This is a genomic window from Flavobacterium luteolum (genome assembly GCF_027111275.1).
In the GTDB taxonomy this organism is placed as follows: domain Bacteria; phylum Bacteroidota; class Bacteroidia; order Flavobacteriales; family Flavobacteriaceae; genus Flavobacterium; species Flavobacterium luteolum.
The window spans coordinates 3,560,186-3,582,882 of record NZ_CP114286.1; the positions used below are offsets into that span (position 1 = coordinate 3,560,186).

The 22,697-nt window shown below is 36.3% G+C and carries 20 protein-coding genes; 12 read left to right on the forward strand and 8 right to left on the reverse strand.

Going from position 1 to position 22,697, the window contains the following annotated elements; translation table 11 throughout:
- Positions 1-91: 91 nt before the first annotated feature.
- From mobC to OZP10_RS15105, 3 genes are read right to left on the reverse strand one after another with little or no spacing between them, the layout of a single operon-like run.
- Positions 92-2,080, reverse strand: coding sequence for a conjugal transfer protein MobC (gene mobC, locus OZP10_RS15095; RefSeq protein ID WP_281631619.1), 1,989 nt, complete (start codon positions 2,078-2,080; stop codon positions 92-94).
- Positions 2,081-2,096: 16 nt separating this feature from the next.
- A complete protein-coding gene (locus tag OZP10_RS15100; RefSeq protein ID WP_349293735.1) occupies positions 2,097-3,299 on the reverse strand; it encodes a relaxase/mobilization nuclease domain-containing protein in 1,203 nt (400 codons plus the stop codon).
- Positions 3,300-3,346: 47 nt separating this feature from the next.
- Entirely contained in the window at positions 3,347-3,739 is a 393-nt protein-coding gene (locus tag OZP10_RS15105) for a plasmid mobilization protein (RefSeq protein ID WP_281631621.1), read from the reverse strand.
- A 291-nt stretch (positions 3,740-4,030) separates the two neighbouring features.
- Between OZP10_RS15105 and OZP10_RS15110 the strand changes: the two genes are divergently transcribed.
- From OZP10_RS15110 to OZP10_RS15120, 3 genes are all read left to right on the forward strand, one after another.
- Positions 4,031-4,324 carry a hypothetical protein gene (locus OZP10_RS15110; protein WP_281631622.1) on the forward strand — a complete coding sequence of 98 codons (294 nt, stop codon included), beginning with the start codon at positions 4,031-4,033 and terminating at the stop codon, positions 4,322-4,324.
- Positions 4,325-4,491: 167 nt separating this feature from the next.
- Positions 4,492-6,039 carry a DoxX family protein gene (locus tag OZP10_RS15115; protein WP_281631623.1) on the forward strand — a complete coding sequence of 516 codons (1,548 nt, stop codon included), beginning with the start codon at positions 4,492-4,494 and terminating at the stop codon, positions 6,037-6,039.
- Between the two features lie 101 nt (positions 6,040-6,140).
- On the forward strand, positions 6,141-6,419 hold the full coding sequence (locus tag OZP10_RS15120) for a DUF6520 family protein (RefSeq protein WP_281631624.1): 279 nt from the start codon (positions 6,141-6,143) through the stop codon (positions 6,417-6,419).
- A 74-nt stretch (positions 6,420-6,493) separates the two neighbouring features.
- Here OZP10_RS15120 and OZP10_RS15125 read toward each other — a convergent pair whose 3' ends face one another.
- Genes OZP10_RS15125 through OZP10_RS15135 form a run of 3 tightly spaced genes read right to left on the reverse strand, consistent with a single transcriptional unit; the run spans position 6,494 to position 13,559 of the window.
- Positions 6,494-9,121, reverse strand: coding sequence for a S9 family peptidase (locus OZP10_RS15125; protein ID WP_281631625.1), 2,628 nt, complete (start codon positions 9,119-9,121; stop codon positions 6,494-6,496).
- Between the two features lie 11 nt (positions 9,122-9,132).
- The gene (locus OZP10_RS15130) at positions 9,133-10,524 is read right to left on the reverse strand and encodes a RagB/SusD family nutrient uptake outer membrane protein (RefSeq protein ID WP_281631626.1); all 1,392 of its coding nucleotides are present in this window, start codon (positions 10,522-10,524) and stop codon (positions 9,133-9,135) included.
- Between the two features lie 11 nt (positions 10,525-10,535).
- Positions 10,536-13,559: a SusC/RagA family TonB-linked outer membrane protein gene (locus tag OZP10_RS15135; RefSeq protein ID WP_281631627.1), complete on the reverse strand. Its 3,024-nt coding sequence runs from the start codon at positions 13,557-13,559 to the stop codon at positions 10,536-10,538.
- A 500-nt stretch (positions 13,560-14,059) separates the two neighbouring features.
- Between OZP10_RS15135 and OZP10_RS15140 the strand changes: the two genes are divergently transcribed.
- Positions 14,060-14,293: a helix-turn-helix domain-containing protein gene (locus OZP10_RS15140; protein WP_223704623.1), complete on the forward strand. Its 234-nt coding sequence runs from the start codon at positions 14,060-14,062 to the stop codon at positions 14,291-14,293.
- Between the two features lie 103 nt (positions 14,294-14,396).
- On the opposite strand, the gene OZP10_RS15145 is transcribed toward OZP10_RS15140, so the two are convergent.
- Both OZP10_RS15145 and OZP10_RS15150 read right to left on the reverse strand, forming a co-directional pair.
- Complete coding sequence (locus OZP10_RS15145; RefSeq protein WP_056253890.1) at positions 14,397-14,573, reverse strand: histone H1; 177 nt, start codon at positions 14,571-14,573, stop codon at positions 14,397-14,399.
- A 71-nt stretch (positions 14,574-14,644) separates the two neighbouring features.
- Positions 14,645-16,342: a helix-turn-helix domain-containing protein gene (locus OZP10_RS15150; RefSeq protein WP_281631628.1), complete on the reverse strand. Its 1,698-nt coding sequence runs from the start codon at positions 16,340-16,342 to the stop codon at positions 14,645-14,647.
- Positions 16,343-16,655: 313 nt separating this feature from the next.
- Between OZP10_RS15150 and OZP10_RS15155 the strand changes: the two genes are divergently transcribed.
- From OZP10_RS15155 to OZP10_RS15190, 8 genes are all read left to right on the forward strand, one after another.
- The gene (locus OZP10_RS15155; RefSeq protein ID WP_281631629.1) at positions 16,656-17,336 is read left to right on the forward strand and encodes a hypothetical protein; all 681 of its coding nucleotides are present in this window, start codon (positions 16,656-16,658) and stop codon (positions 17,334-17,336) included.
- A gap of 296 nt (positions 17,337-17,632) precedes the next feature.
- Complete coding sequence (locus tag OZP10_RS15160; RefSeq protein WP_281631630.1) at positions 17,633-18,517, forward strand: helix-turn-helix domain-containing protein; 885 nt, start codon at positions 17,633-17,635, stop codon at positions 18,515-18,517.
- Positions 18,518-18,546: 29 nt separating this feature from the next.
- The gene (locus tag OZP10_RS15165) at positions 18,547-19,746 is read left to right on the forward strand and encodes a hypothetical protein (protein WP_281631631.1); all 1,200 of its coding nucleotides are present in this window, start codon (positions 18,547-18,549) and stop codon (positions 19,744-19,746) included.
- Positions 19,747-19,762: 16 nt separating this feature from the next.
- Positions 19,763-20,302, forward strand: coding sequence for a hypothetical protein (locus OZP10_RS15170; protein ID WP_281631632.1), 540 nt, complete (start codon positions 19,763-19,765; stop codon positions 20,300-20,302).
- A gap of 171 nt (positions 20,303-20,473) precedes the next feature.
- Complete coding sequence (locus OZP10_RS15175; RefSeq protein ID WP_281631633.1) at positions 20,474-21,154, forward strand: hypothetical protein; 681 nt, start codon at positions 20,474-20,476, stop codon at positions 21,152-21,154.
- Between the two features lie 258 nt (positions 21,155-21,412).
- Positions 21,413-21,898, forward strand: coding sequence for a hypothetical protein (locus tag OZP10_RS15180; protein WP_281631634.1), 486 nt, complete (start codon positions 21,413-21,415; stop codon positions 21,896-21,898).
- A 203-nt stretch (positions 21,899-22,101) separates the two neighbouring features.
- Positions 22,102-22,365 carry a DUF4134 domain-containing protein gene (locus OZP10_RS15185; RefSeq protein ID WP_281631635.1) on the forward strand — a complete coding sequence of 88 codons (264 nt, stop codon included), beginning with the start codon at positions 22,102-22,104 and terminating at the stop codon, positions 22,363-22,365.
- 11 nt (positions 22,366-22,376) lie between these two features.
- Positions 22,377-22,685, forward strand: coding sequence for a DUF4133 domain-containing protein (locus OZP10_RS15190; RefSeq protein WP_281631636.1), 309 nt, complete (start codon positions 22,377-22,379; stop codon positions 22,683-22,685).
- Positions 22,686-22,697 lie beyond the last annotated feature (12 nt).

Genomic DNA, 22,697 nt, shown 5'->3' on the forward strand with positions numbered 1-22,697 from the left:
CGAAAAAACACTGCAGTTAATAAAAGAATCAGGTTGCTAAAAAATATTTTTCTTTAACCTGCTTCAAGAAAGCAATTAAAGCAGCGAGTGACTATTTTTTCTTTTTGATAATTAAATGTGACAGAGCAGGGTCATGGATAAGACGTTCCATTTCTGAATTAACAATTTCGGATATATCTTCTTTTATCTGAAGATAATTGCGTTCAATCATTGTGTTGTTTATAATACGTACAGGGCTGATTCCCTGATATGAGTTTTCTTCTTTTTTAAGCTGCCCGTGATTATTGATTATTTCCGAATGAAATGTTTTGAGTTCTATTTTACAGTCGGGATTATCGGCAGTTATGCCTACAAATTCACCTGAACTTAAACAGGAAATTTTAGAAGCAGGCACTGCAGCTTCCAACTGTTTTGATCTGCTGATTGATGTATCCGAGCTGTTTATGGAAATACTCTCGCGGTCTTGCATTATTTTTCCAAAACGTTCGGAGAGCTGTTTAGCCGTATCTCCGCTTACCTGTCCTGAGACAATATTTCCAACTATGTTAACAATTACATCCGCCTGTTCGCGGCCGTAATCCTTGCGCAGCTGGCTGAAGTCCTGAATCCCCAAACAGGTGCTTACTTTATTGCTTCGGGCTGTAGCTATAAGACTGTCCATATTATTGAGGTATATTGTCGGGAATTCATCAAATATGAGACTGCTTTTAATTCTGTCTTTCTGGTTTATCTGCTTGATCAGCCTGCTGACATAAAGCGAGAGAACGGCGCCATAGGTCTGAATTTTAAGCGGGTTGTTTCCCATGCAGACAATCTTTGGATCTTCAGGATTATTGATATCAAGTGTGAAGTCATTTCCAGAGAGCACATAGTAAAGCTGTGCGCTGGAAAGCCTTGCCATTGATATCTTAGCTGAGGCTATCTGACCCTCCAGCTGCTCCATAACATTCTGAAGATAGGCACTGACAAATGGATCTATCAGAATCTCTATTTCTTTTTGAGTTCTCAGCAATGTGAAAAGACTGTTGTATTCAACCTGCATCAACTCAATTACATGAGGCAGGGTGCAGAACTCCCCGTTATTGTATTTACGCAGATACCATATTACAGCAGTAAGAAAATTGATAGGAGATTCAACGAAAAAGTCTCCCTGCTTTTTTATCCATTCACGGTTTAATCCCAGAAGAATAGTGCGTGCTGATTCAGCTGCATCTGTTATGTCCTCCATTGATTTTGGGTCAAGGGGATTGCATCTGTGCGTACGGCTCAGGTCATCAAAGTTAATGACATAGAATTTCGGTTCAACTTTGTATAAATGTTTGTTCTCAAGCCAAGTATTATAGGCTATTATGCTGAGGTCATCAAACTTAAAGTCATATACAAACATTGAGAAACCTTTGCGTATGTGCTGGGTTATGATATGACGGATCACGAAATAGGATTTTCCGGAGCCCGGGGTTCCTACAACTAAGATTCCCCGAAAAGGATTTATGACATTGATCCAGCTTTTTCGTACTTTGTTTTTTAAATTATATTGTGCCGGCAGGTTAATGGAATATTCATTTTCAAGAAGCCTTTCTTCCTGCGGGAATGTTTCATTTTCCCTGTTGAAAATGTCCTTACGGCTGAGATTTCTTCTTATGATTCTAGAAAGCAGTGTTCCTCCTGACAGCAGGAGAAGATATCCAGCAGAAGTGCACAGCATATAGAGAAGCAGTTTATTTTCCGCAGTGGAATGCATGATCAGAAAAAAGTAACTCAAAAAATAAGCCATAAGCCCTAAAGCAATATAGCAAAAAGCAGTTTTGAAGCCCAGCTTTTCATTTTTTCTGCCCTTTGCCCCAAGAAGGGAAATGCATAAAAATCCCAAAGAAAACAGTTTGGATAAATGAAAATAATCAAAAAGTCCCGTACGAAAAATATTGGCTAATATTTTATCTGCAAAACTGCCTGCAAGTCCCCATATTTTAAACGCATTATATCCGTAATAATAGAAATGAAGACCTAACAATATAATGCTGATAAGCCTTGTCATATCCAAAATTTTTCTAAGCGCCTGTTCATTTTCACCTGTCTGCATAGTCTTAGTTTTTTAGTTAATAATCGGACTGTCCTTTTCCTTTTTTTCGTTTCTTTTTTCTTTTTAGCTGAGAGGGAATAAAATCAGCTGAAAACTCGGGCTGGAGCACCGAGTCAATTATCTTCTGGAACTCGCCAGCAGAAATAAATGAAGACTGAGATTGTTTATTTTTTAATGTATTATCCTCAAGAATTTTAACGGCGGTTCTACCAGTGTTAAAACCTTTGAGACCGCATTGTTCTTCTATGCCAGAAGCTGAGTAAGTTTTTCCTAGAGAGCTTCCGTTAAAAACACATTTTGTTTTATGGTCTATATAGGTTAAGCCATAAAGGATCCCCTGTTTATTTCTTCGTTCAGCAGTTTTGATTCCATCTCGCATCAGAATTCTGTCAAGATCCGAAACTGACTTAATACTGTTCTGCATAAAGGCGAGATCAACCGCATTTTTTACTCTTTTTAAATGCGGATTCCGGCCTGTATTATTTAGAGCAAATTTTAATTCCAGATAGGCAAGGGTAGGTTTCATATAAAAGCTGCTGGCTTTTAAGGGAACACCCACAGGCTGTTTTTTATCGTTCAGAATCTGGTAAGCCAGACCTTTATGGAGAAACATTTTTGAATCTTTACTGCCCTGCACAGCGGTAACGTTATAAAGATTCAGCACTGCATTTAATTCTCCTACAGTGGTATATTTATAATTGGGAATCACTGCGTTTAATACAGCAGCAATTGCTTTTTTAGCTTCAGCTGTTCCATATTCGACCACACTGTTTCTGGCAGGTTTTATATTGAGGATCTTTTCCTTTTGGCCTTGCTGTGCAGGAACCAGATTGAATGCCTTTTCAATTTCTTTACGGGCTGTTTCAGATTGGTTCTTGCCTATGTTCTGCATATCAATTCTCTTTCCGTCGGACTTCACTTTTACAGACACTATATGGATGTGCGGATGTCCTGCATCATGATGCTTATATACCAAGTAAGGCTGGGATCCGAATCCGATTTTTTCCATATACGATTTCGCAATTTCCATCAGCTTTTCCTTTGAAATATTGCTTTCAGAGGAATCGAAATTGAGTGAGATGTGGACACTTCCGCGCTTGACATTTGTATTTAATTCGAGTTGTTTTAACAGCAGTTTTAGTCTGAAATCTTTCGAAATATCAGAAGCATTTATAGGATAATTTCCTTCTCCTATGAGTTCTGCTTTTCCTGCTTCCATTTTATTTTCATTATAATTGAAAATGCTTCTGACTGATGACCCCGTGTTTATGATTGCAACCATTTTTCAGCAATATTTTTAATAGTCAATTTTATTTCTTCAATAGAATCGAACAGTTTTTTTTTATCTGTTTCAAAACTCAGAATCCACATTTTGAAATCAGAAATCTGTGAAAGCGAGTGCAGTTTTTTCACTGTCTGATTAAAATTGTTTCCAATGGGATTCAGCACTGTTCTGAGCCTTGTTAATTCGGATATTAAATCATCAAGAGATTCGTTTCTGTATTTTAAAACAACAGGTTTTTGGAGCAGATTTTTTCGGGCAAAATCACTCAGTTTTGGGCAGAGCGACTCTGCAAAATATTTCTGAAGGATTTTATATTCCTGCTCACTTAGCCTTAAATGAAGCCATCTGTTTCTGTTTTTTTTCTCGTCTTTCATCATTTTTCCTTTTCATTCGACATTATAAATCTTCCAGTTTTCACTGCCAACGAGTTCCGAGTAGAGAGGCAGCAAGATATCGGTTGTGATACAACCGGACATCTTGCAGATTGCAGGAACGTGGCAATCTTTATGAGTCTGAATAAAAAACTCAGACTGCATTCAAATACTCAAACGAATGTATAAAGGAAAAACCAATGCATCCCATCATAGGTAAATTTTGCTTATGATGCTTAAAGCTGTCATAGCTACCTTTAGACTTTGATTTATTAATTTAAAAATGCTGAAATTATGAGTGCAAAGAATTATGCAGCCAAGGTGTTTGATACTGTATTGAGCATCCCTGGAATGAGTGAGCCGGTGAAGATTGATCTGAAAATTTCACGCAAAAATGTACTGCTTTTATCCCACTTTATTGAGAGAGGATTGCTGCTGGAAAAAGATGAAGGAAGTATAATGGGAAGCATAGCAGAGGAGGAACTGGCAGAGCTTAAAAATGTCTCGCAGGAATGTCTTCAGAAGGCTGGACTTGTGGAACTCAATCAAAAGCTTTCGTCTTTTATGGAAGATGTAAATCATAAGTAAAGAGAAGACTTAGAAAGTGTAAATGCTTTATAGATTTTTAATCTGTAAAGCATTTTTATTGCAAATTTCGAGTAGGAAAATTGGCGTGTTTTTGATGTTTTTTGGCGTGTTTTTGATGTGTTTTCTTTCAATTGTCTGATTTATATTTGTCCTATGTTTTTTAATAAATGAACTACAAAGTTAAAAACTATCCTATGCAGTTAAATGTCAGACATAAAAAAAGAATTAGCGAAGTAATTAGTCTTATTTTTATTTTACTGTTCGTTTATGCGGCAGTAAGTAAACTTCTTGATTTTGAAAATTTTCAGGCCCAATTGGGACAGTCCCCAATTCTCAGCCCTTTTGCCGGATGGATAGTTTGGCTTATTCCTGTTTTGGAAGTTGCCGCTTCAATATTGCTTTTTTTGCCAAAGTATAGAACATTAGGTCTGATATCCGCTTTGAGTCTGATGGTTATGTTTTCTGTATATATTTTCATTATACTTCATTTCGGTTCTTTTGTGCCTTGTTCCTGTGGTGGTATTCTGGAGAAAATGAATTGGAGGCAGCACTTTATCTTCAATCTGTTTTTTGTTTTACTTGCTGCAGCCGCCTTTGCCATGAACTATTCACTCGGCAGCTCTAATCGGAAAAAGAGCAAGAGCAAAACTTTCTTTATAGCTGCTGCGGCAACAGCTTTAAGCTCTATTGCAGTAATTGTTTTATTTACATATTCAGAAAATGAGATGCAGTACGAGAATCCATTTATAAGACGATATCCCAAACATCCTGTTTCACTCGAAAAAAGTCTGGATCTGGTTTACAACTCATTTTATTTTGCAGGATATACCAATAATAGAATTTATCTTGGCAATTACACCAATCCTCTTCATATTATTTCTTTGGATACCATTCTGGAGGATAGAAGAGATGAAAAGATTAAATTTTCACGCAGGAACATTCCTTTTAGAATGATCAGAATAATGGTTCAGGGATCTGATTTTTATTTGGCCGACGGATCAGTGCCGTGCATTTTTAAAGGTAAAGTTTCTGATTGGCAAATTAGAGATGAATTGGAAGGAATCCGCAAGTTCAATCTGGCTGTACCGATAACTGAGAACCTAATTGCTGTTAGGTCGACAAGAGGAAGTGAGGCTTACCATATTTTGGGTGTTGTCCGTTTTGGTGATTCCATCCGAACAGTTTACAACAGAGAGCTTTTAAAAAAACAGCCAGACGGTATTTTTGGAACTGACGGCATATTGATGGGCAGCGAGAAAAATAAGCAGATTGTTTATCTTCACTATTATAAAAACCAATTTTTAACAGCAGATAAAAACGCTGAAAAAATAGGTGAGGGGAAAACGATAGACACGATTACGAAGGCCCAGATAAAAGTAGCCCATCTTAAGGGAGGCCGCGAACAAAAAATGTCCAGCACCCCTTTGGTTGTAAATGATCTAGCGGCAGTGTGCGGTGATGTTCTTTTTGTAAAATCGAAGATACAGGGAAGATTCGAAAAGAAAAAATTATGGCAGCAAGCCTCTATCATTGATGTCTATAATTACAGAAAGAATAAATACATAATGAGTTTCGCCATTTATGAAATCGGAAATGAAAAACTGGACTCTTTCTACGTCACACCCCATCATTTATTTGCTATTCAGGGAACCCAGCTTACTGTTTATAAATTTGATGAAATCCTGCTTAAAGAAATTAATTCTTCTGATATATAAAATAATGTCAAGGAGCAAAAATATACGGGCCCGTATCAGGAAAAGAGATCGAAAACCTGTAAAAAAAAGTAGATCATAGTTTAATCTAATATTTTAATATTATGAAAACTGAAATTTTTAAAAATGTGATGCCTTTTGCTGTAGCAGCATTAGGAATTGCGGGAGCTTTCACTACAACTTCAATGCAGAGCAAATCTGCAGAGAAGCCTTTTGTGGCCGCCTGGACACTTGATTCAAATGGAGATTGCAATATCCCTGTTGAATGCAGTGAAACTCTAGGTAAAATCTGTCGTGCAAATGGCGATACTGGCGCTCAGGCTTTCTTTAAAGATAATGATGGAGATTGCAACCAGCTTGCATACAAACCTCAAAATCCTTAAAGTCTAATTTTTTGTGAGGGAGTCATACCGCAGTCTGAATGCTGCGGTATGACTTTTTATTTTCGTTGATTCACTTATGTTCCTCCATCCAGAATCCATTTGCTTGAGAGCCCGTCCTTAAGATAAAAGTCAAACCACTGTTCAATGCGCATGTTTAGATCCAATTGATTTTCATGCTGTGTTAAAGAATGACCTTCTGAGGGATAAAGAAGCAAAATGCACTTTTTATTGAGTCTGCGAAAGGCGAGGTAATATTCGATACTTTGATCAGGATTGACGGTCTGATCGCCTTTGCCAGACCAAAGCAGAAGCGGTGCTGTAACTCTATCTGCATTTGCCACAGGCGAATTGCGTTCATAGCTTTCCGAAGCTTCAAAAGGGCTGCTCTCCATACGGAATTGACCGCTTTCAAAACGCCACATATCAGATAAGCCGATGTTTTCCCCTATTGAAAAGTAGTGGCTCTTAAGGTCTGTTATGGCAGCTCCTGCAACAGCCGCTCTGAACAGCTTTGTCTGGGTAATGATTATTGAGACTTCAAAGCCTCCGAATGAATGTCCGATAAGTCCGATTTTATGAGGATTTATAAAGCCTAAGCTGATAATTTTTTTTGTTCCTTCAATTACGCAGTCAGCCGCTGAAATGCCCGAATTGCCAATTTCATAGCTGATGTCAGGCAGAAAAACAAAGTATCCTAAGGCGGAATAAATGGAAGGGTTAAATCCCTGTTCATCATAGTATGAAGGAAATATGAATTTATGCAGGCTGTTGGACTGCTTCTCATAGATATTGACAATCATCGGATACTTTTTTGTGGGATCAAAATCAGCAGGATAAATCAGGACACCTTTTAGATTCTGCTTTTTTGAATTTTGAAATCTAATGAGTTCGGATTTACCCCAATAATATTTCTTATGATGCAGGTTGCTGCTAAAAAAATTTTCAGGCTGTGAATTTCCTGTTTTAATTCGAAGCAGCGGGGGCTGGTCATAATTCTGCTGGCGGTAATAGAATGAATTATTTTTTTTGCCGTATGCAAGCTGGTCAATGCCGCTGTCGGCATAGACAATTGGTTTGACGCCAGAAGCGCTTTTCCATTGATAAAAACCAGTCTTGCCATCTTCTCCCTGCGCACTGAGCAAGAGCCCTTTTCTCAAATCAAAAGATTCCAAATTATAGCCGTCATAGGTCATTTCCAGTTCATTTTTGCCTGGGAGTGCAGCGATGCGATATTTAATTTTTGAGCCGGCTCCATCAGTAAGCTTCTTTGGGGATGTTCCGTCTGGCTTTATGGCCCATATGTCATATTTTCCATAAATTAAAATCTCATTGTCATCATTGCTCCAACCCGGGTTTCCGAAAGGAAAATCCTGCGATAAAATTTCTTCATTATTTACAAATAAAGCAGGTATTTCTTTGGTGATATTTGTATGGAGATCCATTCTGACATCATATACCCACCAGTCCTTATTTCTGAAATAGGCAATATATCTTCCCTTAGGGGAAGGGACTGTAAAATTTGGGATGCCTTCCTGCTTTTTAAGAAGCAGTTTTTTCTTCTGTGTTTCAAAATCCAAGATGTAGTAATCCCTTAGGCCATATCTCTTGAACTGGGGTTCGTACTGCTTGGGATTCGAGAGGACGGCATATTGGCAATTTCTGCTGAGCATAATTTTGGGAAGCACCTCTGAGGTAATCTTCATAATTTTTCCAGTCTCTGGAATCCAAAGCGCGACTCTGTTGACGCCACTCTTTTTCTCATACGGATAAATCCATCTGTCACTGGACTTCCATACCTCAGGAATTGTACTCAGAACAGTTTTATCAAGCAGATATTTGTAGCCGAAAAACACCTTTGATCCATCATCCGATATAATGGTTTTGTAAGTAGAATTTTTAACAAATACCGCGGTACTGTCTGGGGCTGATAATCTGTCAGGGGCTACAGAAAGCAGTTTTTCATTTTGAATGCTGTAATGATAAAGAGATAAGTAAATCTTCGAATTTGATCGGGAAAAAAAAGCGAATGAGCGCCCATTTGTCTGCCATGTGAATTCGCTAAATTTATTTGGAATTCCTTCAATGATATGTTTTTGTTTGTTTAGATTCCTGAAATCAATCAGCAGGACTTCATTTTGTTTCTCCGACTCTTTGACGCACACTGCATACTGTCCCATTGGGTCCATTGACCAGTCATATACATCCGGCACCTGCTGGAGGATTCTTCCTGATGAATTTAGAATTATCAGTTCTTTACTTTTTTTGATAATAAAAAAATCCATCTTTTGAGAATAGACAAATGACTGCACTTCTGCAATTATCTGTTCTTTGGAGGATTCCAAATCGACTATATGCATTTTCTCGCCGATAAGGCAGGCAAACACATTCTTCTGGGCAAATAGGCAAGAAGAGCCGTTAGGGAAGCTATGCATTCTCTTTTTTCTGCGGTCGCTGACAAACAAAGTGTCAATTCCGGTTGGATATGCAATTTTATAAGCAATCCAATTTTCATCATCTGACACCTTATCAATATTCAGCCCTCCCCACAAATCACAATCTGCTTCTGAAAGCTGTTTTTTTTGCATTGCCTGCCCCCGGAGGGGACAGGCTACTAATGGCAAAATAAAAAATAAAAACAAAACTAATCTAAGGATTACGGCGGCAGGCTTTCCAGTTCTGGCCGCTATGTTGAAGTCAAGCATAAGCATTTTAATTAATAACCTTGATTTTGAGGCAGTAGATTTGGATTGGCGCTCAGTTCGCTTTGAGGCAGGGGAAATAAAATGTCAGTTGAGTTCCAGCCCGGTTTTGCGCCTGCAAGAACCTGATCTAATTTATTGAAACGTTTCAAGTCAAAGAAACGGTGTCCATGTTCTGTGAAGAGCTCAAGCCTTCTTTCCTGCAGGATTGCATTAAGGATTTCTTCCTGGGTCTGCTCATCTGCATCAGCAAGGCCAGCCCTTTTGCGGATTTTATTCAAATCCTCTTTTGCGCCTATCAAATCCCCCTGCATTGCCCTTGCTTCCGCCCGAATGAGATATTGCTCGGCAAGTCTGAAAACAATTGAGTATTCAAGGGATTTGGAAGTTGGGTTCTGCTCCTTGTATTTATTTGCATGATACCATACTGATGTTCCATTAGCCACAGATTTAATCCAGCTGTTTTTTCGCAAATCCTGACTGCTGAAGCTGCTGACCAGACTGCTGTTCAGGGCAACTAATGGAGGAGGACCCGATTTAAAGATAAACACTCCTGCCTCAAGGGTGTTTCTGCCTGCGGCTGATGATTTCAGTTGCCATATTGTTTCTTTTGATGTGGCCAGAAAAACGTTGTTGACATTGCTTTCAATAGTATATAAAGGAATCTCATTAATGACGGCCGATGACTCATTGGCAGCTTGGGCATATAGTTTTTTGTGCAGATAAACGCGGGCAAGAAGCGCTTTTGCGGCAAACTTGTTTGGGCGGATCCTTTCTGTTGAATTGTAGGCCGCTGCAAGCAGAGGAACTGCTTTTTCCAGATCCAGAACTGCATTGTCATATACCTGTTCAACAGATATTTTTAAAGCACTGCTGTTTTCTTTATAGTCTGTTGTTCTGATATAAGGCACTTGCCCGAATAGATTGGCAAGGTAAAAATGAAGCAATGCCCTTATAAATAATGCTTCCCCCTGTAATTTTTTTATCTGATCCTCCGATAGATTCTTGTTAGATTCTACACCTTCCAGCACGCTGTTTGACGCATATATCTGGTTGTAGGTGCTGTTCCACAGTTCTGCAATTGCAGGAGTGGACTGGGAGAGTATATTGTTATAAAATGGAAGGCTTGGATTGGTTGGCGATCCATAGCTAACAAGTTCATCGGTATAATTTCCAAGCTGATTGGCAAGTCCAGTGTTATTCCCGGTAAGCAGACCCTTATCGCGTATTTTGGAATATATATCAGATAAGGCAGCTGTAGCCGTTGCATTGTCCTCAAAAACGGAAACTGTAGTGAGCTGCGATTTGGGTAGGTCGACCTCAACGAATGAATCACATGAACTCAACATCACAGAGGCACAGAATGCTATTATGCATAGGATTGAAAATATGGTATTTGTTCTCATTTTCTTTTGTTTTAAAATGTTAATTGCACTCCCGCTGTTATCACTTTTAAAGGAGGCAGAAAGCCGCTGGTGATGAATTCCGGATCACCGTCCTTATATTTGGTGAATGTCAGAAGGTTTTGTCCCTGCACAAATATCCTCAGCGATGTCTGGCTTAAATGCAGAGGAACCTCATAAGACAAGGAAGCGTTCTTAAGGCGTATAAAGGAAGCATCCACAACAGAAGCATCACTTTCGGTAAAAAGATTATAAGCGCTGACTGCAGCATTATTTACTCCTGTGGTGTAAATTTGATACGGACCAGAATCTCCGGTCTGCACCCAGCTCTCGGAAGCACGGGCGTTTTCGTTTGACATCTGGCCTGAAAATCCCATGCCGTATGAACGGTTCTTCTGCTTGACGAACTGGAATAGAAAATCAAGCTTCCAATTTTTATAGGAAAGCTGATTTTGAAGTCCTCCATAAAATTTAGGATTTAAATCTGCGGCTACCTGGCGGTCTTCAGGAAATGAAATCCTTCCGTCATTGTTGAGATCCTCAAATTCGTAAACGCCGCTCTGCGTATTTATTCCCTTATATTTATAAAGCAGCGCAATATTTAACGGTTGGTTGATTCGATACTTCTGATTGTAGGTTGAACTTTCAAGACCTGGAAAATCTACCAGCCTGTTTTTGGCTGACGTCAAATTAAAAGAGGTGGTCCAGTTGAAGCTTTTGCCGGCAATATTTACTGTCCTAAGGGTAAATTCCATCCCCTTGTTTTCCACAACAGCCTGAAGGTTTGCCTGAACAGATGAAAATCCTGTTGTGCCGGGCAGCGGAATCCCCACAAGCTGGTTGGATGAACGGTTTTTATACCATGCCGCCGTTGCAAATATGCGATCCTGAAGGAAACCCAGTTCGATTGCACCCTCAATTTTTCTGTTGATCTCCCATCCGAAATTGGGGTTGTAAAGACGGGAAGGCTGCAGGCCTATTACTCCGTTATAAGCCAGTCCTGTGGTTGTATAGGTGTTAAGGAACTGATAGTCGCCAATCTGGTCGTTGCCTGTCGTTCCGTAACTTGAACGGATTTTTCCGAAACTTATCCAATTTAGTTTTTTAAGGAATTCTTCATTCGAAAACAGCCATGCTGCGCCGACTGCGCCAAACTGGGCAAACTGATTGCCTGGGCCAAATCTACTTGAGCCATCCCTGCGTGCTGTCAGGTTAAGAATGTATTTCTGCTTCCAGTTGTAGTTGATCCTGCCGAAAAGTGCCTGATACTTGTACTGCGTCTGGTCGTTAAGCTGCACGCTCACAGTAGTGGCGGCTCCTAAGTTGTAGATTAGATTATTGGAACTGAATCCTTTCCCTGTCTGGTAGAGACGGTCAGTTGTCTGGCTTTGGAATGTGCTGCCCAAAAGAACATCAAATTTTCCGCTTCCAATTTTGGCATTCCATGTTACCTGAGGCTCAATTATCCATGAAGACCTTTCGGTGTTATTGAAAAAGACTGAAGAGTTGGCGCTTGAAATATTATATGCGGGATTAAACACGGTGGAAGGTGAAGTCCTACTCTCTGTTGTGGAGAGGTCTGTGTATCCGAAGTTGCTTTTGACAAATAGGTTTGGCAACACTTCATAAGACAGCACTGCATTGGCTACAAGATCCTTGGTTTTTGATTCTGATTTAGCGTTGAGGTTTCTAAGGGGATTGTCCCATGTTCCATTCTCCCAGTTCAGGCTGCCGTCAGCATTATAAAGGGTAGGGGCGTTGGGAGGAAGCGAACGGCTGTCATAGGTAAAATCAAATGCTGGCTGATCATTGTTCTGCAGGTTGCATCCCGCCGAGAAAGTCAGCTTAAATTTATTGTCTAAAGACTGGTGGTTCACATTGAGCTGAGTTCCTCCTTTTTTATACAAAAAATCTCCGGGAAATACCGTTGTTTCCGTATGATAGGAACCGCTTAGCAGAAATTGCGTGGTTTCAGATCCTCCCGATATAGTCCCCTGAATATCGTTTATCTGGGAAGTCCTGCCGATCAGCTCCTTCTGCCAGTCTGTATAGCGGTTCTGGTCCCAAGTGCCGTTAATGTCATAGTCCCAGTCATTATACTGCGTCAGACCGTCATTCAGAAATGCCTGTTTTCGCATTGCGAGATACTGCTGCGTATTCATCAGTTCCATAAATTTGGCAACAGTACCTGCTCCAGTGGAGGCTGAAAAATTAAATGCTGTTTTTCCTTTCTTTCCTTTTTTGGTTGTAATAAGCACAACACCATTTGCTCCCCGCGAACCATAAATAGAAGTTGCATCCGCATCCTTTAAGACTTCCAGACTTTCTATAGTGTCAGGGTTGATGCTGTTCAGGGGACTGGTAAGCGTGGGAAATGTGGAAGCTGTCTGATTGTATCCGATAGGATCGGAAGCATAAGGCACTCCATCAATGATGTAAAGCGGCGAGTTGGCATCAGGGCGAAGACTGTTCTGTCCCCTGATCTTTATGTCAAAGCCTCCGCCGGGTACCCCGGTGGTCTGTGTAATGGAAACCCCTGCCATGCGTCCCTGCATAGTTGCCAGAACATTGGTCACAGGCTGAGTTTCGATATCTTTTGAAGTAATGCGCGCAATGCTTCCCGTGCGCTCGCTTTCCTTTACTGAATAATAGCCGGCATTGATGCGGACTTCCTGCAAGGTTGTTGTATCATATTCAAGTTTGATGTCGATTTTGGATCTGTTATTGACGGGAATTAATTTCGTTTTAAATCCTATAAAGGAAACAATCAGTGTATCATTCGCATGGGCATTAATTGTGTATTGTCCATTATAATCGGTAATAGACGAGTTGCTGGTTTTGCCCTTTATTGATATACTTACACCGGATAGCGGACTAGAACCATCAGTTACAATACCCTGCAACTGACTTTGCAAAATAAAAATGTTAACATGCCGATCTTGGTTACGGCCAAATGATGATAAAAAAGACATTAAAAAGCCTGCAAAAAATAGGCAATAAAGTGCCTTTCCACTCTTGAAGAATGAAAAATAATTCATAATATTGGAATTGGTTAGTTAAAAGGTTTTTGATTAGCTAAGGTCCTCTGCTCTAGTTTGGTCGCTGCAGCTGAGGGCCATTTTTTATGCATTAAGTAAACTGCTTAACGAACATAAAGTGATTTTTTGTTTAATACACAGGCAATGATTAATTAAAAAGTTCAACTTCTCGAAAGTTGCGAAACTTGAAATGAAAACAAAATCGCTAAGAATAGAAAGGGAGTTTTAACAAAAAAGACGTGGAACTCATCTTACTGCGTTAGAGGCACTGGTATACCGTTGCAACAATAAGTGAGCCCACGCCAAAGGACGTGAGCATCTTACTTATCATCTCGTTGCAAAAATTACCAGTTTCCTAACGCGAGATTCAAAGCGAGTGCTTCAAATATTTTTCTGAAGAATCGCAAATATATGTAATAGAATACAAATATAATAAAAAATAACAAATATGGACTATAGTCCATTGAAATTTAACAAATAATGTTAGCTATTTGTATATTATGAATGACAAATTATCCGAAATAGAAAATTATATAATTGATAGGGTAAGAACCATCCGCAAGGAAAAGGGTTTTACCCAAGAGCAATTATCTCTAAAATTGGATAAGGGTGTGGGGTTTATTGGAGATATTGAATCTTCAAAAAAAGCAAAATATAATGTTCAGCATTTAAATGACATTGCAAAAATTTTTAATTGTTCCCCAAAAGATTTTTGGCCAGATAAAGGTCTGTGAATATTATTTTCTTTTACTATTTCGTATTTAGAAACTACTGATAGAATAACTATAAAAAAAAGCCCTTCAGATTTATTTGAAGGGTTTTCTAATTAAAGGCGTATTATTTTTTAGATTCTTCAATAGAAACTTTTCTAAACTCTTTTAATAGTTTTTCAATTTCCAGTGAAGATTTACGTGCTCTAGCTCCTGCAGCTTTAACACCTTTCTCAGATAAAGAGTCTGATTCTGTTTTGAATGTTTCAATTTCAGCATTAATTTTTGCTATTAGATCTTTCATATTGTCATTTTTTTAATTACGGCAGCAAATGTAAAATATTAAATCGAATGAATTGTAGAAATGCCTACTAATTAAGAAGTGCTCTTTTTAAGCTGGTCAATAAAATAATTGACAGGCATTCCTGCTCTTGCCAGGAAAGCATTTGCAAATCGTTGTGTAGAACTGAATCCGGCTTCTTGGGCCAAAGCAGCATAAGTGTATTTCCTATAAATAGGTTCTGTCCTAAGCAGATTTATAATGTATTCTATTCGCAGTCCGTTTATATACTCATGCATTCGCATATCTCTATAATAATTTAGAATAGCAGCTAAGTATTTAGTATTTGAATTAAAAGCTGCTGATAATGAAACTAGATTCCAGTCTTTTTCTAAAAATTTTTTTTCGTTTTCAAACTTCTCGAGCTGTTTAAGTATTAGAGCTATGGTTTCACTATTAATATCTTTTATAGGTTCTTTTTCAATTTTATTTTTAGGTTTATTTTTAACTCCATCAAGCTCGTCCATTAGAAGTTTATAATTTTTTTCATAAATTAATCTTTTTCTATAATGACGACGCGTCTGCCAAAATATAAAAATGAATAATAAAAAGATTATCAAAACAAATATTAAATCATAGTATTTTTCCTTTTTCAAGTCATTTGCGATTTCTTCTTTTTCGATTAATATCCTTTCCTTTTCCGAAACAAGTTCTTTTGTATCATACTGTTTGTGAATTTTACTGATTATATATTTATTATTTTCGACAAGAATTGTATCTGCCTTTAGAAGCTGATTTATGTAATTCAATTGATTATCTAAATTATTATTTGTTTTATAATAATTGATCAAGAGTTCAAAAGCCTGCCTTAGATCCGGCCTAAGATATTTTTTTTCTTTAAAGATATTGTCAACGATTTGAAAATGCTCCACAGCCTTTTCCTTTTTGTTAATTGACCAATAGCTTTTACCGATATAGAAGTTTCCGATTGCAACATTTGCAAAATCCTTATTTTCATTTATTGCATCCAATGAAGATTCTATTTTATTTATTGATTCTGAGTAATTTTTTCTATAATAGTCATTGATTCCTTCTGAATGATTGAAATAAGGTATCATTACATTTGATTTTAATCTTCTGCTTTCGGAAATTCCTAAAGTATTCATTTGGGTACATAATCCATAGTTTCCAAGTTTATTATAACAAAGCCCTAGCATATGAATTGAGTTAAGGTATGGTCTGGATTCAACATTCTTGTAAAAATAAACACATTCTCTCAAGAGGGAAACAGCTTCATCATAAAATCCCACGTAAAATTTAGTAAGAGCAATACAGTATTTTACTTTGTGTATCTGATATTGATCATTTGTTTTTGAAAGATAAGTATTTGCAGTTAAATAGTAATCCATCGCCAGTTTCTGCTGCTTTAGTCCATAGTAATATGTGCCTTTACTAAGGTATGCGGCACCAATTAATGCATTGTCATTAGATTTTTTGGCAGTATATAAAATACTATCTATATATATAGTTCTAATTCGATCAGGTGATATCAGCATTAAATTTTGATATCCATTCATGATTTCCTTTGGATTTTTTTCCCGTTTAGCCTTATTAAGAAATGTATAAGCATATACTGATGCAAGTGTGCTGTCATTTTTTAGATCATAAAGTCTATTATCTAAATAGTCATAAGTTTTTTTCTTTAAAGAATCAGGGATAATAAATGAAGTTTTTTGAGCTGATCCAAAATTAAATACCAGCAAGTAAATTAAAATTAGGATTGGTCTATTCATATGATTGAGTATTTATTAGGCATTGAAAGTCATATAGAATAATGTAATGTAAATTTTACATTTAATTAATATAAAAATAATATAAACAATTGAATTACAATGTTTTGTTTGATAAAAAGCACTATGGATTTCGTGGAAATCCATAGTGGATTTGCCGAAAACCCACACATATCAGCTTGCGAAAGATAAATAAGCAAAATAGTTTTGCCTTGAATTCAAAAGCAAAATGTTCAGCAAGGTGCTGGATAAAAGTTCTGCTTATCCGGATGAAAAGGACTGAGAAAACATCTCATTCATTTCAAACATCAAAATCATGAAAACTTTTTTATTATGCATTATTACATCAGTTTTATTCATTTCATGCTCGGCAGATTCCGATATTGAAAATTCACAAGGTGCTTTAGATTCTTCAAGTTACACTAAATCTTCTGCCAACAATGGTAACCCTTTTGATTTAAATGGACAAAAAGTTTACGACGCACTAAATGCTTATTATCTAAATAATCAACGACCAAGTTCTGTTTCAGAACTCACCGAGCAGATTCTATTTATATCTCAAAGCCTTCAGAAAAAAAATCTGCTTACAAACAGGCTTATTCCCTTTAGTGATGAAATGGTAGAAGCTATCATGTCAGATCCGGATAATAGTATGATTCTTATTGTTCAGAATAGTGAATTACAAACCTATGCAAAAAATAATCTGATCAATTTCCTTCAGAACCTGATTATTAAAAGAGAAGAGGAATTTAATATCACCAATAACTATATTTTAAATTACGAGTCTGATGTACTTACTGATACAGTTTTTACTTCTGAAGAAACGGAGACCATTTTAACAGTGGCTTCTATTTCAAGATATTCTCTTTATTCAGAAGAAGAGCGAAAAGACAAAGATTGGGATATATTGGTAGGAAGCAAACATGCTAAAGCCTTTTTAAAGAAAAATGAAATTTCAATTGTGCTTGTAATTGCATTGCTTGAAAAACTGCTTTAACATTTGAAAAGTTTAAACTTAAATCTGCTTAATATGAAACTACGCACCATTCTAAATTTTCTTATGGTTGTAACAAATGTAGTTTGCCTTATTTTTATTCTAGGATTTCTATTTGACTATCATTTGGCAGATTATTATAAAGATGAAGAAACTACAGCATATGTACCTTTTCGTTTTAAGATATATATGCTGTATATCACATGCTTATTCAACCTATATTTTATTTTCTATCTATTGATTAAAAAAAGATTTAAAATTTAAGGGAATGATCAAACGGATATTTAAAGAAGGTAATAATGATAAAAAATCTAATTAATTCCAAATTACTTGATCTTTCTAATCAAGGTTTCGATATTCATATTATAAAAAAATACCAAAACAGTGACAAGCATGAACCTTTTGTAACAGAAAACTTGGCTGTATTGTTAATTAGATCGGGTAATGTTAAGATTAAGCTTCATGAAATAATTCAAAATTTAAGAGCACGTGATCTTATCATTATTCCGAAGGACTCTTTCTGTACTATTTTTGAAGTTCAGGATAAACTTCAGCTGTATTTGATTACTTTCTCTACAGAGTTTGCCGTAAAAAACTGTCTGAAGCGAGAATTAGTTGACTCATTTTATTTTTTTATAAGGAAAGAACCTTTAAAAGCATCACTTGAAGAGAAAGAATATCAGGTACTATCTCTAATTTATAAGCTCATACATTATATTAATTTAGAAGTTAAAAGGACTGATGTTGATTATGAGCTTTACAGGATAAGTTTGAACTTATTTATATATGAACTTAAATTAATTTATGCAAAGTATTCTTCTAGTGCACTCATCAATTTTACAAGGAAGGAAAATTTGGTTATTCAGTTTTTAACGGTGCTATCAATACATTATAAAAAACAGCATCATGCTAAATTTTATGCTGGCGCTCTTTTTATTACCAGCAAGTATTTAAACAAAGTGGTAAAGGAGGTAACAGGAAGTTCAGTAAAAGCATTAATTATAGAAGCTATTATCAGCGAAGCAAAAATTTTATTAGAAGATACTCAGAATACTTTTGCAGAAATCGCTGAAGAAATGGAATTTGCGAGTGTATCTATCTTTAGCATTTTCTTTAAAAAACATACATCATATTCGCCTTCAGAATATCGTGCGACTTATATTGATAGATATAAGAATCAATAGTTTATTTTGTTTCATTGTAAAATCTAAAGATGATGAACAGTAAATATCCACTGGAATGGTTTGATTCTTTGATACTGCACACTTTTGATCCATTGAGCATAAATATCGATAGTTTAACTGATAATGATATAGCAGTTATTTCTGAGAATATTTCCAAAGAATCTATTAAAATACAGATACATCTGAAAAATGAAGTTTTTTCATTAAAAAAGAAAAGACATATCCGCGTGACAGTCAGGCAATATCATTCTACACTAATTTTCCTGCTGGAAAGTATGATTGAGAATCGGACCAAAGTGCAGCAATCAGAAAAAATAATACAAATGGCTGATCTGGTGATTTCGAGTCTGGATTACCTGATTTCTTTCATTGAGGATCGGTTTACATATTATCTGAGTCTGGATGAAAGAGTGCCCATAACATACTTGATGGTTTGCAGAAAAGAACTTGCACTAAAACTGCAGAGGATCAGTAAAAGGAATTTAGATGCTGAGCTTGATATATTAACGGTCAAGCAAGTTGTAAAAATTTTGCAGAATGCAATTGAGGCTGATAATGGAAAAAAACTCACTTATCGCCAGATTCTCTATTTTCGGGAGCTATTAAAGCTTCTTGAGGAACATAATGACAATCTGGAAAGTCCTTCGATTTTCACTCCGCTTGATGAACTTCTAATTGACCATAATTTTAATTCGGTGCAGTACATTTCAATTCTAACAGAGCGAATGACCGAACAGATTTACAAAACAGAGAAACAATCTTCCAAATTAAGCCTGCTTCTGCTATTTTTCAAGGATTTCAAACAGCTTCACTCGAACGTGAAAATAACGTTCGATGCCAGCCATCAGAACATAAAGGATGTTTTGGAAAACTGGTTTGTATCAGAGATTAGTTTTCTTCAGAACGCAGACGAAATTGAAGCAAAAGATATTTTATCTTCTAAAAAAAATGGAAATCCTTCACATCCCGCTGATGAAAATAAAATCCAGTGCACCCTTTCTTCTGATCAAATGGGGCTTATTTTGAGAGCAACCGATGAAACGAGAGTATTAAAGGCAAGATCAATGAGCCTGATTTTTAAAACGATTGTTCCTTATCTGTCCACGCCTTTTAAACGAAATTTATCTTATCAATCCGTCAGAAGCAAGTCCTATAATCCTGAGGAAAAAGATAAAGAATTTGTGATAAAAACGTTAGAGAAAATTATTAAGCATATAAAAGAATATTAATTTAATTATTGAGATTATGAAAACATTATTAAAAATAGTGCCAGTGGTACTGCTTCTTTTTATGTCCTGCCAGAAAAAAGAATTGGATTCAAGAACTGCAGAAAAAATGATTATTAAAAAATATAATTATCCCTCAGTTATTGATTTTGAAGTTTTCCGTAATGATCCCGTCCATGCAAAAAGAATGCTGGACTTTAGACTAGAGGAAAAAGGTCTCGTGCAGATACGAAAAGTAAGGGAATTTAAAGATCGTGACAAACCTTTGATAGAGTTTACTGAATTGTCAAAACCTTTTCTACTTGAAACGACTTCACAGGAAAGAGGATATAAAATACAGAAGGTGCAGATCGGAACAAAAAAGTTCGATAAAATCATTCAAATAACTCCAGATACAAATAATGAAAAAATAACACTCGTTGAATACATTGTTAAATATGATATTAATGATTTTGGAGTACTATGGCCAGGATTTCCTGGTGAAAAAAAAGAAAAAGCATATTTTATTTATGCTGACAATGGCTGGCACATAATTGATAAATCAGATTTGTATTTGTGAAAAAAGTGCATATGTATGAATTAAATTGTAGGAAAAGTAATAAATATGCAAATTAATAGAATTTAAGGCAATTCTTCAACAATAATTAGGATGTTTTGTTGGTTTATTAATTGTTTTTTTTACACTTGTAATAGTTTTGTTATTTATTAAATCAATTATTAAATCTAATGTATGTTATCTAAATTTTGTTATATTTTTTTTCTACTTTTTGTTAATTCTACTTTTTCACAAAAACTAGAGAATTTCTCAGGCTATTTAACTTTACAGAGTGAAATTTCGTCCAGTAAAGGCAGCGAAGCTCTGACTCCTGTTTCAATTTTAACTATAGATAATTATAAGAATGTTTTAGAATTTAACGTTAAATTAAAAAGATTTAATGGAGAATTCATAGGTGCAGATACCTTAAATGTTTTTTTTATAAACACAGAAAAAGGTATTTATTCCGCATATAAAAAAATGGGCATAGATGAAAAACCTTATTTAACCGAGAGTATTGAAAATAAGAAAGAAGGATTAAGCTTTTTACAAAAAGACGTTGACTTTTTTGCAGATGTGCAAAATATTAAAATTAAGGATACGATCTTAAACCGAACTAAATATAAGATTGCCACTGGTTTTAAAAAAGCAGATAATTCAGAGCTAAGATACGAAGCTTACATAGCAAACACTCCAAGATATTTTCCGGTACAGATTAGTAAAATTTTATCTAAACTGACAGATGGAGGATTTGTCGAGATAGTCAGGATTATAGATAACGCAAATGATAGAATTATAACTTTTAGAAGTTCTTTTGAAAAGAAAGATCTGCCGAAAAGTATTGATAAAATAATGAAAGCGTGGAGCAGAAATTAATTATTTGCGGCTTATAAAAACTCAGTTTTTAATTTAAAAGGGATGAACATATGTTCATCCCTTTTTTTGTTTTACAATATTTTTAATTCTGATCCCCCGATTTTATTGAAAGGTACAGGGGTACAGCCGGGGTACAGAAAAAGTTGTACTTGTAGAAGTTTTATTTCCGAACTTACTTTGGAATGTAAAATAAACCATAATTATTCTTCTTGGTTTATTCATAGTATGAGATGATGTTGAATGATAAATGAAAATGCTATGTTAAATTCTATTTCATGGAACAGTTACCTCGTAACTGTTGTTGCTCTATTACTTATATGGTATCTGTATGCAGGATGCCGCTATTATTCTTTTGAGATCAGGCAGATTCTCACGGGCAGAAAGAAAATTGGTTTTCCGTCATTAGGAAAAAAAACAATAAATGATTCCCTGTCTTCTTCTGATCAGGAAGATGTTAGTCCTACAAATCTTAATCAAGCGTTTGAAGAATCATTTGCCACTCTTGATGAGGTAAAAGAGCTCTCGTCGAGTTTAACGGCTGCAGTTATTGAAAGCGCCGAAATAAAACGCTCAAAACAGGAGTTCGAAAATTATATCAGATTAATTCTTTCTGATTATCCCTATGTAAAAATTTCTTCTTTACGCAGCAATGTAAATAATCTGCTTGCGTACGAATCCAAAAAATATCCTGAACTACTTCTGACTTCCGAAGAGGCAGATGAATTATGGGAAAATAATAATTAAAAGACAGCAGAGGAATTTTCCCCGTCCGCTCTAGTGCGGTATGGTAAAATGTGACAAGGAGAATAGATGATGTGACGGCGCTGTTCCTCTGCTTTTTGAATTAGTATTAATCTTTAAAATGATGTACGATGATGAACGATGGAATAAAGTTAAAGCGTTTTTTTAAAACAAACAAGATATTAATAAGCACTATTCTTTTGATTATGATAATTAATGGGAATGGATATGCCCAAGACGGTGTTGCCGGAATAAATGAAGCTAACCAAAAGGTGAGAAGCTATTTTGATGCAGGCACAGAACTTATGTATGCAGTAGGAGCAATACTTGGACTTATTGGAGCGGTGAAAGTATATCAGAAATGGAATGCAGGAGATCCCGACACAGGTAAAGTGGCAGCTGCATGGTTTGGCAGCTGCGTATTTCTGGTAGTGGTTGCCACTGTTATCAAATCTTTCTTTGGAGTATAAGCAGCTTTAAAATGAGCAGCGTTTATCAGATTAACAAAGGAATCAATCAGTCAATTGAATTTAAGGGCCTGAAAGCTCAGTACATCTGGTACCTGGGCGGAGGTGTTGTGGGACTGATGATTGTTTTTGCAGTGCTTATCATAGTCGGCATTCCTTCTCTTGTCTGTGTGGTTTTAATTGGTACTGCAGGAACTGTGATGGTGATTAAGATCTATAAAATGAGCAGGCAGTATGGTGAATTTGGCATGATGAAAGCTTTAGCTGCGAGGCAGATTCCTAAATGTGTTAAGGTGCGGAGCAGGGCTATTTTTATTAAGTGATAGTTGAAGAAC

Excerpts from the sequence above, each read along its gene's own strand:
- OZP10_RS15140 (WP_223704623.1), top strand. The coding sequence starts at position 14,060 with ATGAATGACAAATTATCCGAAATAGAAAATTATATAATTGATAGGGTA.
- OZP10_RS15150 (WP_281631628.1), bottom strand. The coding sequence starts at position 16,342 with ATGAATAGACCAATCCTAATTTTAATTTACTTGCTGGTATTTAATTTT.
- OZP10_RS15190 (WP_281631636.1), top strand. The coding sequence starts at position 22,377 with ATGAGCAGCGTTTATCAGATTAACAAAGGAATCAATCAGTCAATTGAA.
- OZP10_RS15155 (WP_281631629.1), top strand. The coding sequence starts at position 16,656 with ATGAAAACTTTTTTATTATGCATTATTACATCAGTTTTATTCATTTCA.
- OZP10_RS15100 (WP_349293735.1), bottom strand. The coding sequence starts at position 3,299 with ATGGAAGCAGGAAAAGCAGAACTCATAGGAGAAGGAAATTATCCTATA.
- OZP10_RS15160 (WP_281631630.1), top strand. The coding sequence starts at position 17,633 with ATGATAAAAAATCTAATTAATTCCAAATTACTTGATCTTTCTAATCAA.
- OZP10_RS15170 (WP_281631632.1), top strand. The coding sequence starts at position 19,763 with ATGAAAACATTATTAAAAATAGTGCCAGTGGTACTGCTTCTTTTTATG.
- OZP10_RS15125 (WP_281631625.1), bottom strand. The coding sequence starts at position 9,121 with ATGCTTGACTTCAACATAGCGGCCAGAACTGGAAAGCCTGCCGCCGTA.
- OZP10_RS15175 (WP_281631633.1), top strand. The coding sequence starts at position 20,474 with ATGTTATCTAAATTTTGTTATATTTTTTTTCTACTTTTTGTTAATTCT.
- OZP10_RS15185 (WP_281631635.1), top strand. The coding sequence starts at position 22,102 with ATGATAATTAATGGGAATGGATATGCCCAAGACGGTGTTGCCGGAATA.
- OZP10_RS15145 (WP_056253890.1), bottom strand. The coding sequence starts at position 14,573 with ATGAAAGATCTAATAGCAAAAATTAATGCTGAAATTGAAACATTCAAA.
- OZP10_RS15165 (WP_281631631.1), top strand. The coding sequence starts at position 18,547 with ATGATGAACAGTAAATATCCACTGGAATGGTTTGATTCTTTGATACTG.
- mobC (WP_281631619.1), bottom strand. The coding sequence starts at position 2,080 with ATGCAGACAGGTGAAAATGAACAGGCGCTTAGAAAAATTTTGGATATG.
- OZP10_RS15105 (WP_281631621.1), bottom strand. The coding sequence starts at position 3,739 with ATGAAAGACGAGAAAAAAAACAGAAACAGATGGCTTCATTTAAGGCTA.
- OZP10_RS15135 (WP_281631627.1), bottom strand. The coding sequence starts at position 13,559 with ATGAATTATTTTTCATTCTTCAAGAGTGGAAAGGCACTTTATTGCCTA.
- OZP10_RS15115 (WP_281631623.1), top strand. The coding sequence starts at position 4,492 with ATGAACTACAAAGTTAAAAACTATCCTATGCAGTTAAATGTCAGACAT.
- OZP10_RS15120 (WP_281631624.1), top strand. The coding sequence starts at position 6,141 with ATGAAAACTGAAATTTTTAAAAATGTGATGCCTTTTGCTGTAGCAGCA.
- OZP10_RS15180 (WP_281631634.1), top strand. The coding sequence starts at position 21,413 with ATGTTAAATTCTATTTCATGGAACAGTTACCTCGTAACTGTTGTTGCT.
- OZP10_RS15130 (WP_281631626.1), bottom strand. The coding sequence starts at position 10,524 with ATGAGAACAAATACCATATTTTCAATCCTATGCATAATAGCATTCTGT.
- OZP10_RS15110 (WP_281631622.1), top strand. The coding sequence starts at position 4,031 with ATGAGTGCAAAGAATTATGCAGCCAAGGTGTTTGATACTGTATTGAGC.